The 14,912-nt window shown below is 60.8% G+C and carries 11 protein-coding genes and 2 pseudogenes; 2 read left to right on the forward strand and 11 right to left on the reverse strand.

Annotation, left to right across the window (positions count from 1 at the left end; genetic code table 11):
- Nucleotides 1-3 precede the first annotated feature (3 nt).
- The 11 genes and pseudogenes from ACK6D9_RS00110 to ACK6D9_RS00160 all read right to left on the reverse strand — a co-directional run bounded on the left by ACK6D9_RS00110 (nucleotide 4) and on the right by ACK6D9_RS00160 (nucleotide 12,243).
- Nucleotides 4-1,168, reverse strand: a pseudogene (locus ACK6D9_RS00110) (IS3 family transposase).
- A gap of 888 nt (nucleotides 1,169-2,056) precedes the next feature.
- The gene (locus tag ACK6D9_RS00115; RefSeq protein WP_412050180.1) at nucleotides 2,057-3,142 is read right to left on the reverse strand and encodes an ABC transporter ATP-binding protein; all 1,086 of its coding nucleotides are present in this window, start codon (nucleotides 3,140-3,142) and stop codon (nucleotides 2,057-2,059) included.
- Between the two features lie 27 nt (nucleotides 3,143-3,169).
- Entirely contained in the window at nucleotides 3,170-3,997 is an 828-nt protein-coding gene (locus ACK6D9_RS00120; protein ID WP_322989886.1) for a carbohydrate ABC transporter permease, read from the reverse strand.
- The gene (locus tag ACK6D9_RS00125; RefSeq protein WP_412050181.1) at nucleotides 3,994-4,869 is read right to left on the reverse strand and encodes a carbohydrate ABC transporter permease; all 876 of its coding nucleotides are present in this window, start codon (nucleotides 4,867-4,869) and stop codon (nucleotides 3,994-3,996) included. The genes ACK6D9_RS00120 and ACK6D9_RS00125 overlap by 4 nt, the downstream gene beginning before the upstream one ends.
- A gap of 17 nt (nucleotides 4,870-4,886) precedes the next feature.
- On the reverse strand, nucleotides 4,887-6,167 hold the full coding sequence (locus tag ACK6D9_RS00130) for a sugar ABC transporter substrate-binding protein (RefSeq protein ID WP_322989884.1): 1,281 nt from the start codon (nucleotides 6,165-6,167) through the stop codon (nucleotides 4,887-4,889).
- Nucleotides 6,168-6,208: 41 nt separating this feature from the next.
- A complete protein-coding gene (locus ACK6D9_RS00135; protein WP_322989883.1) occupies nucleotides 6,209-6,937 on the reverse strand; it encodes an SIS domain-containing protein in 729 nt (242 codons plus the stop codon).
- Complete coding sequence (locus tag ACK6D9_RS00140) at nucleotides 6,934-7,674, reverse strand: GntR family transcriptional regulator (protein WP_412050182.1); 741 nt, start codon at nucleotides 7,672-7,674, stop codon at nucleotides 6,934-6,936. The genes ACK6D9_RS00135 and ACK6D9_RS00140 overlap by 4 nt, the downstream gene beginning before the upstream one ends.
- A gap of 102 nt (nucleotides 7,675-7,776) precedes the next feature.
- Nucleotides 7,777-9,282, reverse strand: coding sequence for an FGGY-family carbohydrate kinase (locus tag ACK6D9_RS00145; RefSeq protein ID WP_412050183.1), 1,506 nt, complete (start codon nucleotides 9,280-9,282; stop codon nucleotides 7,777-7,779).
- Nucleotides 9,279-10,445, reverse strand: a complete 1,167-nt coding sequence (nagA, locus tag ACK6D9_RS00150; protein ID WP_322989880.1) for an N-acetylglucosamine-6-phosphate deacetylase — start codon at nucleotides 10,443-10,445, stop codon at nucleotides 9,279-9,281. The genes ACK6D9_RS00145 and nagA overlap by 4 nt, the downstream gene beginning before the upstream one ends.
- On the reverse strand, nucleotides 10,445-11,455 hold the full coding sequence (locus ACK6D9_RS00155) for an SIS domain-containing protein (RefSeq protein ID WP_412051883.1): 1,011 nt from the start codon (nucleotides 11,453-11,455) through the stop codon (nucleotides 10,445-10,447). The genes nagA and ACK6D9_RS00155 overlap by 1 nt, the downstream gene beginning before the upstream one ends.
- A gap of 20 nt (nucleotides 11,456-11,475) precedes the next feature.
- A complete protein-coding gene (locus ACK6D9_RS00160) occupies nucleotides 11,476-12,243 on the reverse strand; it encodes a GntR family transcriptional regulator (protein WP_412050184.1) in 768 nt (255 codons plus the stop codon).
- A 255-nt stretch (nucleotides 12,244-12,498) separates the two neighbouring features.
- Here ACK6D9_RS00160 and istA point away from each other — a divergent pair.
- Both istA and istB read left to right on the forward strand, forming a co-directional pair.
- Nucleotides 12,499-13,953: pseudogene (gene istA, locus ACK6D9_RS00165) on the forward strand (IS21 family transposase).
- Nucleotides 13,950-14,708 (forward strand): IS21-like element helper ATPase IstB, encoded by a 759-nt coding sequence (gene istB / locus ACK6D9_RS00170; protein ID WP_412050185.1) that lies wholly within the window; start codon nucleotides 13,950-13,952, stop codon nucleotides 14,706-14,708. Before istA ends, istB begins: the two are co-directional and overlap by 4 nt.
- The last annotated feature ends 204 nt before the right edge of the window (nucleotides 14,709-14,912 follow it).

The following is a 14,912-nucleotide window of genomic DNA, read 5'->3' on the forward strand; positions in this document are numbered from 1 at the left end:
TTGTTAGTGCATCATGGGCGTCTGGTCCATCGGGACAATGCTTTCCGGCGCGGGCGGGCGGTAGCCCAGAGCGCTATGCGGCCTGACGGTGTTGTAGTGGATACGCCATTGCTCGATCAGGATTTGCGCCTCCCTTAGGCTGTAGAAAATTTCGCCGTTCAGCAGCTCGTCGCGGAACCGGGCGTTGAAGCTTTCGCAGTATCCGTTCTCCCATGGTGAGCCTGGCTCTATGTAGGCCGTCTTGGCTCCAACAGCTGCAATCCAATCCCGCACCTTCTGGGCGATAAATTCCGGCCCATTGTCCGACCGAATGTATTCCGGCGGGCCGCGCAGGATGAATAGGTCTGTCAGAGCATCCAGCACGTCCGTTGAGTTGAGCTTGCGGTCCACGCGGATCATGAGTGCCTCCCTGGTGTATTCCCTCTCGCCGTTTGCAAGCAAACGCCTGCCGGGCAGTGGTCGATGATATTCAGCGTCCGATAGACGCGGCCGTCAGCGGTTCGATCCTGGACGAAGTCGTAGGACCAGACGTGGTTTGGCCGTTCCGGTCTGAGACGCACACATGATCCGTCGTTCAGCCAAAGCCGCCCCTTTTTCTTCTGCTTTTGTGGCACTTTCAGCCCTTCACGCCGCCAGATGCGCTCAACCCGCTTATGGTTTACCTGCCAGCCCGCGTTGTTCAGCAGACCGGTGACCATACGATACCCATAGCGCCCGTACTTGTCGGCCAGTTCGATGATATCATCGGTCAGCCGTTCTTCATCTGCCCGGCCCTGTGGCACCTTGCGCTGTGTGGATCGGTGTTGTCCGAGCGTGCGGCAGGCGCGGCGTTCCGATACGCCAAGCTCCCGCCGCACATGGTCGATGCACTTGCGACGACGCGAAGGGCTTAGAAGTTTCCCTTTGCCGCCTCGGTCAGGATGAGTTTGTCCAGTGTCAGGTCAGACACCGCCCGCCGAAGCCGCTGGTTCTCCTTCTCCAGCTCTTTCAGCCGAGTGAGTTGAGATCGCTGCATCCCGCCATAGAGCTTCCGCCATCGATAAAACGTCTGCTGTGTCACGCCGATCTGGCGCACCGCGTCAGCAATCGTCGCACCTTGCCCTTGCAGAACTTCAACCTGCCGAAGCTTCGATACAATCTCTTCCGGCTTATCTCGTTTTCCAGCCATCGCTGATCCTCCAATTTGAGGGATAATCTATCCCAGTTGGTGGACCACTTTCAGGGGGCAACTCCAGAATTATGTGATTGTTTTAAAGGTGTTTTCAGACTTCTTGATAATCAGAAAATGCGCGCCCTGCCTGTTCGCAGCGAACCTGGTTTCACCCGACAGCACTTTCACCCGCTCTCATCCGGCACCCCATGAACAGCGCGTCGTTTGACGCGTTGTCTCAAAAAAACCTACGCAAGAAATCGCAAGTTCGGGAGCTGGCCGCCAGCACCTTCGACGCCGATTAACGCAACGCAGTTTTCGTCAGCGGCACGGGAACCGGCAAAAAACTATCTGGCCATTACGATTAGTTCTTACACAAACCCTCATTATGGCTATGACGGGACGCTTCCGTGGGCGACCGGCAACCTTCGCGCAATCCAAATCTTTTTAGGCCACTCCAAGATCGAAAACACCATCAGGTATCCAGGGGTGGGCATTGAGGATGCCTTGGAATTAGCGGAGCGTACCGAGTTTTACAACGTGCGCGCCCCGCACTGAGGGGCCGCACGTGCTGGCGTAAACGTCCCAATTCTCAGGGTAGGAACAGAGCGACAATGCGCCCTCATTAGCGTCGTTCATTGCTATAGTCTACGACCCCGGAAGCCGCCGTGGATGACAAAAATTACACCACACTACGGAACAGGATCCAGCGCTCCGGATTACTGCGGAGAAAAGCGGGTTGGTCCGCTGCGACACGACAATCCCGAGCGTAAACCTGCGCGACATACGCAATTCCCGGGCGGTGTCTCGGCGCGAACGCGCTGTTCACTCTGACCACGAGGGACCCGTGATGCCGTTGCTTGAGTCTGACACTTTGAATTGGACTGCGATGTGTCAATGAGGCCCTTACAGGCGCGCACCATCAGGGCCGAACAGAAAGCAATTCCTGGAATTAATTGAAGCCGACACGCTGTCTCCCGCCCGGACCGTTGTTGCGCCGCGCAGTTCCATGGTCACCGCATGGTCCCGGCCCGGATCGGTATAGACATAGGAGACGCCGCCAAGCCGTTCGATGATGCTGCATTTGAGCGTCACCTGGTGCTCGCCTGACCCAGCGTTGAAATGTTCCGGACGAATGCCCAGAATGACATCTTCAGGAAGTTTGGCGCCCGGCTCACGGGGTATGACGTCAAGCCCCGACAATCCCAGTTCCGGCACGTCCAGACTTGCCGCGCCATGTTCTGTGCGACCGGTGACACGGGCTGGCAGAAGGTTGATCTTCGGTGATCCGATGAAGCCCGCGACGAACATGTTGTCAGGGTCGGAGTAGAGTTCGTCCGGCGTTCCGAATTGCTCGATACGGCCGTCGCGCAACACCACGATACGGGTCGCCAGCGTCATCGCCTCGACCTGGTCGTGGGTGACGTAGATCATCGTCGCTCCCAACTCGCTATGAAGCTTGGCAATTTCCAGCCGCATCTGCACTCTGAGTTCGGCATCCAGGTTGGACAGCGGTTCATCGAACAGGAATATCTTTGGGTCGCGGACAATCGCCCGGCCAATCGCCACGCGCTGGCGTTGGCCACCCGAAAGCGCCTTAGGCTTGCGGTCGAGATAGGGCACCAACTGCAGCGTCACGGCTGCCTTGCGCACGGTTTCAAGCCGCTGTTGCTTCGGCATGCCGGCCATTTCCAGGCCGAACGCCATGTTCTCTTCGACGCTCATGTGCGGATAGAGTGCGTAGGTCTGGAATACCATCGCGATTCCGCGTTTACTTGGTTCTGCCCGGGTAACATCATCGCCGTCGATCGAAACCGTGCCGGCCGTCACGTTCTCCAACCCTGCGATCATTCGCAAGAGGGTCGACTTGCCACAGCCCGAGGGGCCAACAAAGACGATGAACTCACCGCTTTTGATCTTCAGGTCGATCGAACGGATCACTTCGATAGCCCCGAAATTCTTTTGCAGGTTAGAAAGCTGGATGTCGGCCATGGGGGCTCCGGTCGCGGTCAGATGACGTTATTTCACCGCACCCTCGGTCAGGCCGGAGACAAACCAGCGACCGATCAGCGCGAAGAGCAGGATAACAGGGAGGGTGGCGAGGCTGGCGCCTGCCAGCAGCAAGCCCCAGTCGATTTGATATTGTCCGATGATGCCGGAAAAGCCGACGGGAACGGTGCGTTTAGCGTCAGACAGGATCAGCACTGACGCAAACACATACTCGGTCCAGGACATGATGAAGGCGAATATGCCGACACTGGCGATGCCCGGCGCGATCAGCGGTATCATCACTCGCCTCAGGATGACGAGCGGCGGCGCACCGTCCATGACCGCAGCTTCCTCGATTTCCATTGGCACCGAGCCAAAGAACGAGCGCAGCATCCAGATCGCAAACGGCAGCGCGAAGCTGACATTGACCACTACCAGTGCGGTCCGCGTATCGATCAGCCCAAGCTTGGCAAACATCCCGAACAGCGGGATCAGCACGACGATGCTCGGAAACGCATAAGCCAGCAGAATTATCCGGTAGAGCGTCTCGCGGCCGGGAAACCGCAACCGGAAAAAGGCGTAGGCAGCCGGTACCGACAGCGCCAGCGTGATCAGCGTGGAGAGCGAAGCCACCACCAGGCTGTTGATCATGTAGGTCGGGTAGTCGGAATTCGAAAGTAGCTTGGCATAATGCTGCAGCGTGAACGACTGCGGAATCATCGTCGGCACCCGCGCGATGATTTCCTGCGGCAGCTTGAACGACCCCGTCACCACCCACCAGAACGGCAACGTGATGATGGCCACAAAAAACAGCACAACCGCGCCAAGCGCGATGTTCCAGCCAATTCCGCGTCTCATCGCTCGTCCCCCTCTTGGGCCAGCGAGCGGGTGGCAAAGAAGGCGAACGCCATTAAAAGCACCGAGGCTAGAACGGCCACCGTCGCCGCTTCGCTCAGCCGGTAGCCCTTGAACGCGGTTTCGTAGATCAGGATCGGCAGGGTCTTGGAGCCGCCGGCCGGCCCTCCGCTGGTCAGCAGCCAGATGATGTCGAAGACATTGAACGACAGCAACGTTCCGACGATCACCAGAACGCCCAGCGTCGGCGCCAGCAGCGGCCAGGTGATACGCGTGAAGCGCTTGAAGGTGCTGGCGCCGTCAATCCGCGCAGCTTCGTACAGGTCAGAGGGGATTCGTGTCAGCCCGGCCAGCATCATCAGTGCGATGAAGGGAAACCAGCGCCAGGAGTTGATGAACACCAAAGTCGCCATCGCGGACCATTTCGATGAAAAGAAACCGATCGGCCGGTCGATGATGCCGGTTTGCATCAGCAACGGATTGATCATTCCGCCCGATGTGCTGAACAACCATCTCCAGATCATCACCACCACAACGGTCGGCACGATCCAGGTCAGGATGATCCAGGTTCGGGCGATCCGCACGCCCGGAAAGCGCTGGTTCAAGACAAGGGCTGCCGTCAGCGCCAGCACGGTCTGCAAGGCCGCATTGGCCACGACCCAGACAACACTCAGCCAGGAAGCATTCCAGAATGCCGCATTGGAAAGCACCTTGCGGTAATTGGCCAGTCCCACCCAGTTACCCTCGGACCCCACGGCACGGACATCCTGCAGGCTCAGCAGGACCGCCGAGAGCAGTGGCCACCCGAGGATGGCCACCAGCATCAACAATGCCGGTGCGACAAAGACGAAGGCATAAAATCGTGATTGTCGCATCCGGATTGGTTCCTCGTTTACTCTGAAGCTTCGGTCATGCGTGCCTGGCCGTCAGACACCGCCTCGGCGGCCGTCTTGCCGCCAACCACGATGGCCTGAAGCGTTTCGGCAAGAATGTTCTGGGCCGAGATTGCTGCAATGGCCGGAAACACGCGGCCACTGGTGAAGCCGAAAAGCTTGCCGTTTTTCGAATTCTCGATCACGGTTTCGATCTGCCCGCGGTACTTTTGCACGGTGGCGTCATTCCAGAAGCTCTCGGCCTTGGCGCCATCCGCAGTAACCGGCATGAACAGGCCCGGCTCCATGTTGAGGAACTGGCCGTAGTTTTCGGGCTCCAGCAGGTAGCTGATGAACTTCTCAGATGCCTTGCGCTTGGCTTCATCCGTCGACAGCAGCATCACCGCATTCGGATACGCGATAGTATTGTGCTGGGTTTCCCCCTCGGCATGCGGGATCGCTGCCACGCCAAGATCGTCGGCATCGCCTTCGGCCTGTGTGTCATAGGACGAGATCACCGAGAACTGCAGGATCATGCCGCAGCTCTTCGAGGCAAAGCAGGATTCCGCCTCGCCCCAGGTCCAGGATGTGTTGTCAGGCGGCGAAAGCTTCTGCAGGTCGGCGTAGAATTCGTAGCCGGCGATGGTTTGCGGGTTGTCGAAGCGCAGCTTGCCGTTCTCGTCATAGATTTCCGTCGCCCCGCCATTGGCCAGAATCGAATAGACGGTCTGGTCGGTATAAAGCTGCTTGTTAGCAGGCAAGCCGATGCCATAGGTCGAATCCGATGACAGCGTTTCCGCTGCCGCCTTCCATTCCGCCCAGGTCGTCGGCACGTCGAGGCCAGCTTCCGCGAACACGCTTTTGCGATACCAGAGGTTCATCGACATGTTGTACAGCGGAACCGCCCAGACGCCGCCGTCATAGGTGTATGATTCAAGCGCGCTGTCGAGGAATTCATGTTTCTTGTCGAGTTCGGTGACGAAGTCCTCGACCGAGGTAAGCGCGCCGATGTTTTTGAGGATCGGCGTGAAATCCGGGATCGCAAACAGCATGTCCGGGCCGGCGCCTGCCGACAGGGCGGCCGGTGCCTTGGCATAGATCTCGCCCCAGTTCTGCGGCTCCTGGCTGACGACGATGTCAGGGTTGGCTTCGTTGAAGGCATCCATCAATTTCTGGATGCGTTCGACCCGGTGCGGCGGCTGTTCCATGTGCCAGAGCGTGATTTCAACCGGAGCCGCCCAGGCGGAAACCGGCAGCAGCAGGGCTGCGCTTGTCAGCAATGTCGTCAGTGATTTTCTCATGTAGTTAAACTCCCGTTTGCAGGCAAAACTGCCCTGTTCCCTCAAAGATGCGGATTGCGTGGCCGAAACCGTTCGACCAGCTTCCGGTTGATCTCCCTGGCGCCGGGCATGTTGGCGCTGAGGTAGATTGGCGCGTCACCGTCGGCGGCAAGCCGGGCGGCGACGTCGACAAAGATCGCGTTCATGATCGTCACCCCGATGGCGGTGGACACCGGCCCGACCTTGAGCTCCGACCCCGGCACCGACATCACCGCGTCTCCCGGAGGCGAGCCGTTGTCGAGCACAATGTCGGCGAGATCGGCAAGGCGTTCGCGCCCGGCGGCGCTGGCGGTCGAATAGGCGACCGAGGTGATGCAGATGACGGTGCAGCCGATTTCGCGACCGATGCGGGCTGCCTCCAGCGGCGCTGCGTTGACACCGGAATTGGAAATGACGAACAGCACATCGCCAGAACGAATATTGTAACGATCCATGATCGGCGCAACGATGCCTTCGGTCCGCTCGTAGGCGGTACCTGCAATTGCGCCCTCGTGCAGCATGATGGGCGCGGCCAGGATCGGCACGGTGATAGCGAGGCCACCGGCGCGGTAATGCATTTCCTCGGCCATCACATGCGAATGGCCGGTGCCAAAGATGTAAACCCGGTGGTCGGAGCGGGCGGCGGCAGTCACGGCATCTGCCGCGGCTTCCATCTGCGCAGAGATGTCGGTTTTCAACGCCGTCAGGCGTTCGATCACGTTGTCAAAATAGCCATCGGTCATGGAAGTCATTGGGTCGCGTTGGCTCCAAGTGTGAGGTTTGCTTTCATGACGAAGGAATCGCCGCGGTAGACTGAGCGCACATATTCGAACGGGTTGCCGTTGGCGTCACAGGTGCGGCGTGTCAGTTCGAGAACAGGTGCGTGCTCGCCAAGCTGAAGCGTGCGGCTGACGGCCGGGCTGGAAAGTGCTGCCTGCAGGGTCTGCTCGGCCGATGCCGGCAAGACATGGTAATGCTCGCGCAAAATCGCGTAGAGCGATTCACTGGCAAAGTCGGCGACATCAAGCAGGCCCGGCGCCACGTTCGCGCGAATTTCCGTGGTCTCCATGGCTACTGGCTCGCCATCGACCAGACGCACCCGAACCAGCCGGTAGACGTCGCCTCCAAGCGGCAGATTCAACGCCACCGAGCACAGGTCGTCGGCCTTGTGAGCGCCGAATTCCATCACGACACTCGAGGCGTGACGTCCCTGCTGCTCGATTTCCTCGGTAAACCCGCTCAGTGTCGACAGCTTCTGCTGGATCACCGGTCGGCCGACAAAGGTGCCATGGCCGGTACGCGTTACCAGAATGCCGCGCGCTGTCAGATGCTGGAGCGCCTGGCGGGCGGTCATCCGGCTGATGCCGAGTTCTTCCGCCATCACCCGCTCGGAGGGGAGCTTGTCGCCGACGTTAAGCTTGCCCGCGGCGATATCCGCTTCCAGTGCGGAGGCAATCCGTCGGTAGACCGGGGCAGTCGGTTCGCTCATGAGGCCTCAGCAATAATCACACGTGGTATAGTCCACTTTTGTAATGGTATATACCAATTTGAGAATTGCAACAGTTTTGTCATGCCGCCCCTCAGGCCAAGGCTATTTTCCCGAAATCAGCGCGTCGCGCCGGGCTGCGTAGAGCGCATAGGCGTGCCGGTAGTCGTCGGCGACAGCGGCTGAAGGCAGATAGCGGCAATCCTCGCCGGTGGCTGACATCGAGGCTGCACGAATGTCGGCAAAATCACCCAGCGCAGTGGCGGCAATCAGCGCTGCACCACGCGCCCCGAATTCGGTCCCGGCGGGAACGATCACCTCCTTCTGCAGCATGTCGGCGATCATCTGGCACCACAGCGGGCTCTGGCTGCCACCGCCGGTCAGTTTGATGCACCCGTCGTCAAAGCCGAGCGCCGACACCAGGTCGTAGAGCGCAAACGCCACCCCTTCATAGACCGCGCGCAGCATGTGCGCCCGCCCGTGCGCCGGCGACAGGCCCGAAAATTGCGCGCGCGCGTGCGGTGCCACCACCGGGGCGATGATCCCGCTCTCGCTGAGATATGGCAGGTAGCTCACGCCATTGGCGCCGATCGCCACGGCGTCCACAAGCGCGGTCACCTGCTGATAGCAATCATCCCTACCCTGAAGGTCTGGCGCCAGCACACCGATTGCCCAGTCGAGATTGAGCGTGCCGGCAACATTGACCATGGCCCGGTACCACAGATCTCCGGGCATCGAGAACAACAGTCCCAGATCGCGGGGTTCGAACACCGGCCGGTCATGGCACACGCCGACAAGACAGGTGGTGCCGAGTACGGCGGTTGCCACTCCGGTGTCGACACCGCCGGCACCTATCACAGTCGAGACCACGTCGCCCGCCCCGACAGCCACCGGCGTGCCTTCCGCCAATCCGGTCAGTTGGGCGGCCTGCGGCGTGAGACCACCGATGATTTCTTCGGAATCGTGAATTAGTGGCAGCAGGTGGGCGCAATCGGCAAGCCCGAAAAGCGCAATCATCTCGTCACTGCGCGACCGGGTCCGGGCGTCGCCGGGGATCACCGAGGCTTCGCTGCGGTCGGTCGCCATCAGCCCGGTGAGCTGGAAGCGGAGAAAGTCCTTGTAACTGACAACATGCGCCGCCTTGCCGATCAGGTCCGGCTCATGGCGTTTCAGCCACGCCAGCAACGGCAGGGTGCAGCCCTGCTGCATTACGGATCCGGAGGAGGCAAATATCCGCGACATGATCGCGGGATCCTGCTCCTGCATCGCATCGAGTATCGGCTGGCTGCGGCTATCCTCCCAAACGATCCCGGGCCTGAGCGGCGTGCCGTTGGCATCAAGCACCCAGGCGCCGACCATAGCGGCCGAGATCCCGACGGCGCGGATCGTGGTGGGGTCCACACCGGCGTTCTCCACCGCTTCGCGGATGACAGTGACCGCCGCGTTCCAGGCGTTGTCCGGGTCGAGTTCGCTCCAGCCCGGATGGGGCCGTTGGAGAGGTGTATGCCGTGACGCGGTGGCGATCTGGTTTCCCTCGTCATCGAACACGGCGGCCTTGCAGCGCGATGTCCCGGCATCAATGCCGAGCAGGAAACCGGCCTTGCCCATCATGCGCTCCCCGCTGCCGGTGTGCCGCCCCGCCAGGTCTGCCGCACATGCAGGTCCCCGCCGAGATGGACCAGGTCGGCGCGCAATCCCGGCGCCAGCCGTCCACGGTCGCGCAAGCGGAGAAAGTCAGCGGGATAGGCTGACGCCATTCGCAACGCTTCGCCCAGAGAAAGGTCGAGATAGGTGACCCCGAAACGAACAGCCGAGGCCATATCCAGATCGGAGCCCGCAAGTGTGCCGTCTTCAAGTGCCAGGCGTGAGCAGTAGCCGCCCTGCTTGCGCCAGATGGTGCGACCGTTGAGGGTGAAGTGATCGGCGTCCTGACCGACAAGCGACATCGCGTCGGTAACGAAATAAAGCCGACCGGGCCCGCGTTTGGCCCTCAACGCAATCCTCAGCGCCAGCGGGTCGACATGATGGCCATCGGCGATGATGCCGCCCCAGACATCGGGATGATCAAGGGCTGCGCCAACCAGGCCGGGTTTCCGGTGGCCAAGCCCGCTCATGGCGTTGAACAGGTGGGTGACACCGCGTGCGCCGGCATCGAACAGCCGCTGGGCGCCGACCGCATCACAATCGGTGTGGCCAAGGCAGACGGTCGCGCCGGCCTCACTGAGGCGTCGCACTTGTAGTTCGGTGACCTGCTCTGCGGCGACGGTCAGAACCAGCGTGCCGATTTCCGCCGCAGCAGCCCTCAGCCGCTCGACGTCGCGCTCTTCCATCGGCCGCATGAATTTTGCCAGATGCGTCCCCTTGCGGGCGGGCGCCAGATGCGGCCCCTCCAGATGCAGCCCGGCCACGCCGCGGTCTGCGGCAACCGCCGTCACGGCTGCCGCAATGGCGCGCACGCTTGTTTCGCTTTCATCGGTGATCAGCGTCGGCAGCACGCTGGTGGTGCCGAACGGGCGATGGCCATCGGCAATCATGTACATAGATGCTGCCGACGGATCGTCATTGAACATCCGGCCGCCGCCGCCATTGACCTGGGCATCGATGAAGCCGGGGGCGAGAACGCCGCCCGCAAGCTCGGTCTGCTGACAATCAGTTGCAACCTGGGCCTGCGGCACGACGGCTTCGATCTTGCCATCCAACACCACCAGCGCATGGTCATCGTAAAAGCGGGTTCCGTCGAAAATCCGCGCGCCGATAAGGGCCTGCCTTGTCATTACATGGTCTCCGTTACTTTGAGCAGGTTTGCCGGCTGATCCGGATCCAGTCCCTTCTCAATCGTTACCGCCTCGACCAGCCGGTAGGCAGGCAGCAAGGCCACAAGCGGGTCCAGCAGCCCGTTGCCGGTCGATGGCACCATCACCGACACGCCAGGGGCCAGTTTTGAGGAAAACGTGATGGTCCTGGCGCCGAGATCAGCCAGCTTGCCCATCGCTTCGCGGCTGTTGTCAAAGGCGCTGTCTTCTTGAACATAACCGATGACCGGGAAACCGCGTTCGACCAGCCTGAGCGGACCATGCATGATTTCCGCCATCGAGAATGCCTCGGCGTGCAGCCCGGCGGTTTCCTTGCATTTGAGCGCGGTTTCCATGGCGATTCCAAGCGCTGTGCCGCGGCCGCAGGTATAGAGCGAGCGGGCGGCGGCGAGGATCTGTTGCGGTTCGCCCATGTCGATCTGTGCTGTTTTGGCCAAGGCCTCGGGCAGCGCGTCCAGCGCTCGACTGAACCCTTCGTCCCGGGTAGCGGCGCCGACAATTGCCGCGAGTGTCGCTGCCGAGGTGATGAAACTCTTGGTCGCCGCCACGCTTTTTTCCAGTCCTGCGCCAAGCACGATGGTGATGTCGGCTTCGCGTGCCACCGGGCTGTCGGCAACGTTGACGATTGCCACAGTGCGTGCGCCGCCGGCCTTTGCCGCCGCCTGCAGGGCGACGATGTCGGGGCTGGCGCCGGATTGGGAAACCGTGAAATGCACCGCCGAGGCCAGGCGCAGCGGCCGCCGGTAGACCGACGCCACTGAAGGTCCGATCGAGGCCACCGGAATTCCGGTCGACAGTTCCATCAGGTATTTGAAGAAGGTGGCAGCATGATCGGATGAACCGCGCGCGGCCATCGTCACCAAGGCTGGCGGCTGGTCGCGCAACCATGTGCCAACCTCGCTGATCACCTCGGCCTCGCTCGAAAACAGACGGGCGACTGCGGCCGGCGATTCATTCGCCTCTGCCAGCATCAGGGAAGGTTGAGCCAAGCTTATTCTCCTGTCGTCAGTTCGGCGACGAAATCATAGATATCGCCGCGATAGTGGGATCGGGTATGCTCGACGACCCGGTTATCGGCGCTCCGCGAGACCCGCTCGATCAGCAGACAGGGTGCGCCTGGCTGAACGCCAAGCAGGTCAGCTTCCAAGGGTTCGAAAATCATTGCCGTGAGTTTCTGCAATGCACGCACGGGTCGGTGCCCGTGACGCGACAGGACATCATAAAGTGATCCTTCACCTATTTGCTCTCCCCCGGTAAGGCGATGTGGGAAAACAGCGCGCTCAACGGCCACCGCGAGCCCATCGGCCAGCCTGAGCCTGTCGAGCGTGAGCATCATGTCCCGGCGACCGACACCGAACAGGAGGGCCTCTTCGGATGACGGCATGCGGGCACAGGAACCGAGAACGCACGCTCCCGGCTCCATGCCTCGCAGTTTCATGTCCTGGGAGAACGATGAAAGATTCCAAAGCGGCTGTTCGATGTGCACCGGCCGGCTGGCTACAAAGGTCCCGCTGCCTCGACGGACCTCAAGTCCTCCCGATTCGAGAAGTAGCTTGTACGCGTTGCGGACCGTAACTCGGGCAACCGATAGGCCTTCTGCCAGCTCGCGCTCCGGCGGCAAAGCCTGTCCTGGCACCAGCCATTGCGTGGTTATGAGCTTTTCAATTTCCCGGGCGAGGCTGATGTAGAGCGGCCCACTACCCCGGCTTCCGACAAGCGATACGTTTCGCAACTGTTCGATCAATGCGGCCTCAATCATAGTACCTATTTAGGACCAAAGCAGATCCAATATCAAGCCTCGACGCGAGAAAACGAGTGCCGAGCGGATCGCTCACCGACTGTCCGGGATTGTGAGAGCGGCGGTGCAAAATTAGTCTACGGTAGCGGCGGGATAGTCCCGCTTCGGGCGGCGTAAAACCCGGCCACCTATTTTCCTTCTGCAACGACAGCAGGAGGGTTGGGGATCTACACCGTGGAACCATATCTGAGGGTCCGTCTGGCTTGTTGTGAAGGAATGAGCCGGCGTCAGGCTGCAAAGCATTTCAACATATCGCGCGATAGCGTGGCCAAGATGGTGTCGTATTCGACGCCGCCCGGCTATCAGCGTCAGTTGCCGATCCGGCGTCCGAAGCTGGATGCGTTTGTTTCGACGATCGATCATTGGCTGGATGAGGACGTGAAGGTGCCGCGCAAGCAGCGCCATACGGCCAAGCGGTTTTTTGACCGGCTTCGAGACGAACGCGGATTTACCGGCGGCTACACGATCATCAAGGATTACATTCGGGAGCGCGAGCAACGCCGCCAGGAGGTGTTCGTGCCTTTGTCGCATCCACCCGGCCACGCTCAAGCTGATTTCGGCGAGGCGATGGTGGTGATTGGCGGCGTGGAGCGCAAGGCGCACTTCTTCGTGCTGGATCTGCCGCACAGTGACGGCTGCTATGTACGGGCCTATCCGGCAGCAGTATCGGAGGCCTAGGTCGATGGCCACATGCATGCGTTTGCGTTCTTCGGGGCCGTTCCGCAATCGATCGTCTACGACAATGATCGCTGCCTGGTGGCGAAGATCCTGCCCGATGGCACACGCAAGCGGGCAACACTGTTCAGCGGCTTCCTGTCCCACTACCTGATCCGGGATCGCTACGGCCGTCCCGGCAAAGGCAACGACAAGGGAAGTGTCGAGGGGCTTGTCGGCTATGCCAGGCGCAACTTCATGGTTCCGATCCCGCAGTTTCCGACGTGGGAAGCGTTTAACATCTGGCTGGAGGAGCAATGCCGCAAGCGCCAGCGAGACAGGCTGCGCGGCGAGAACGAGACGATCGGAGAACGGGTGCAACGTGATCTGGCAGCAATGCGCCCGTTACCGGCATCGCCTTTCGACGCGTGTGATCAGGCCGGCGTCAAGGTAACGGCTCAGTCGCTCGTTCGCTACAAGACCAACGACTATTCCGTCCCGGTCGCCTATGGCCATCAGGATATCTGGGTACGGGGCTATGTCGATGAAGTGGTGATCGGCTGCCGCGGCGAGATCATCGCTCGCCATCCCCGAAGCTGGGAACGAGAAGACGTCGTCTTCGATCCCCTGCATTACCTGCCGCTGATCGAGCAGAAGATCAATGCGCTGGATCAGGCAGCGCCCCTCCAGGGCTGGGACCTGCCCGAGGAATTCGCCACGCTGCGACGGTTGATGGAAGGCCGCATGGCGAAGCATGGCCGGCGTGAGTACGTGCAGGTCCTGCGCCTGTTGGAGAGCTTCGAACTCGCCGATCTGCATGCGGCAGTGAAGCAGGCCCTACAGCTCGGAGCGATCGGCTTCGATGCAGTCAAGCATCTGATCATGTGCCGGGTGGAGCACCGGCCGCCACGACTGGACCTGTCCATCTACCCGTATTTGCCGAGGGCGACGGTCGAGACGACGTCGGCGAAGGCCTACATGCGCCTCCTGTCATCGGATGCGGGAGAAGCGGCATGAGCACCGAAGTCCTGGAGATCCTGCTCTCCCATTATCTCAAAACCCTGAAGCTTCCGACCTTCCAGCGCGAGTACCAGAAGCTGGCTCGGCTATGCGCCACCGAGGGCGGAGATCATGCCGGATACCTGACCCGGCTTGCCGAGAGGGAGATGATCGAACGGGACCGACGCAAGGTCGAACGCCGCATCAAGGCAGCAAGGTTCCCGGTAGTCAAAAGCCTCGACAGCTTCGACTTCGCCGCTATCCCTAAACTCAACAAGATGCAGGTGATGGAACTGGCCCGCTGCGAGTGGATCGAGCGTCGCGAGAATGTGATTGCGCTCGGACCCAGCGGTACAGGAAAGACTCATGTCGCGCTTGGTTTCGGCCTGGCCGCCTGCCAAAAGGGCCTATCCGTCGGCTTCACCACAGCCGCCGCCCTGGTCAGCGAGATGATGGAAGCGCGCGACGAACGGCGTCTGTTGCGGCTCCAGAAACAGATGGCGGCCAACCAGCTTCTCATCATCGATGAACTGGGCTTCGTGCCGCTCTCAAAGACTGGTGCAGAGTTGCTGTTCGAACTGATCTCGCAACGCTACGAGCGCGGAGCCACCCTGATCACCAGCAACCTACCGTTTGACGAATGGACCGAAACGCTCGGATCCGAGCGTCTGACCGGCGCGCTGCTCGACCGCGTCACCCACCACGCCAACATCCTTGAGATGAACGGCGACAGCTATCGTCTCGCTCAAAGCCGCGCCCGCAAGGCCGGCTGAAACCCTCTCAAAATCGCCACGCACGCATGAGACCCCCGCTCGGGCGACGCCCTTCCGGAGGTCTCATGCGTGCGCCAAAAGTGGCCTGGTTTTACTCCGCCCATTGGCCGGTTTTTCACCAGTCCGGCATCGCTGAGTAGGTCCTCAGGCTACCCGCAGCCCTTTAGAAGTTCGTCCAGAAGTTCCTTAGCGTCTTCGTCCTTA

This window comes from Hoeflea sp. Naph1, from assembly GCF_046837775.1.
In the GTDB taxonomy this organism is placed as follows: domain Bacteria; phylum Pseudomonadota; class Alphaproteobacteria; order Rhizobiales; family Rhizobiaceae; genus Hoeflea.

Excerpts from the sequence above, each read along its gene's own strand:
- ACK6D9_RS00155 (WP_412051883.1), bottom strand. The coding sequence starts at position 11,455 with ATGCTGGCAGAGGCGAATGAATCGCCGGCCGCAGTCGCCCGTCTGTTT.
- ACK6D9_RS00145 (WP_412050183.1), bottom strand. The coding sequence starts at position 9,282 with ATGATGGGCAAGGCCGGTTTCCTGCTCGGCATTGATGCCGGGACATCG.
- ACK6D9_RS00130 (WP_322989884.1), bottom strand. The coding sequence starts at position 6,167 with ATGAGAAAATCACTGACGACATTGCTGACAAGCGCAGCCCTGCTGCTG.
- istB (WP_412050185.1), top strand. The coding sequence starts at position 13,950 with ATGAGCACCGAAGTCCTGGAGATCCTGCTCTCCCATTATCTCAAAACC.
- ACK6D9_RS00140 (WP_412050182.1), bottom strand. The coding sequence starts at position 7,674 with ATGAGCGAACCGACTGCCCCGGTCTACCGACGGATTGCCTCCGCACTG.
- ACK6D9_RS00160 (WP_412050184.1), bottom strand. The coding sequence starts at position 12,243 with ATGATTGAGGCCGCATTGATCGAACAGTTGCGAAACGTATCGCTTGTC.
- ACK6D9_RS00115 (WP_412050180.1), bottom strand. The coding sequence starts at position 3,142 with ATGGCCGACATCCAGCTTTCTAACCTGCAAAAGAATTTCGGGGCTATC.
- nagA (WP_322989880.1), bottom strand. The coding sequence starts at position 10,445 with ATGACAAGGCAGGCCCTTATCGGCGCGCGGATTTTCGACGGAACCCGC.
- ACK6D9_RS00135 (WP_322989883.1), bottom strand. The coding sequence starts at position 6,937 with ATGACTTCCATGACCGATGGCTATTTTGACAACGTGATCGAACGCCTG.
- ACK6D9_RS00120 (WP_322989886.1), bottom strand. The coding sequence starts at position 3,997 with ATGAGACGCGGAATTGGCTGGAACATCGCGCTTGGCGCGGTTGTGCTG.
- ACK6D9_RS00125 (WP_412050181.1), bottom strand. The coding sequence starts at position 4,869 with ATGCGACAATCACGATTTTATGCCTTCGTCTTTGTCGCACCGGCATTG.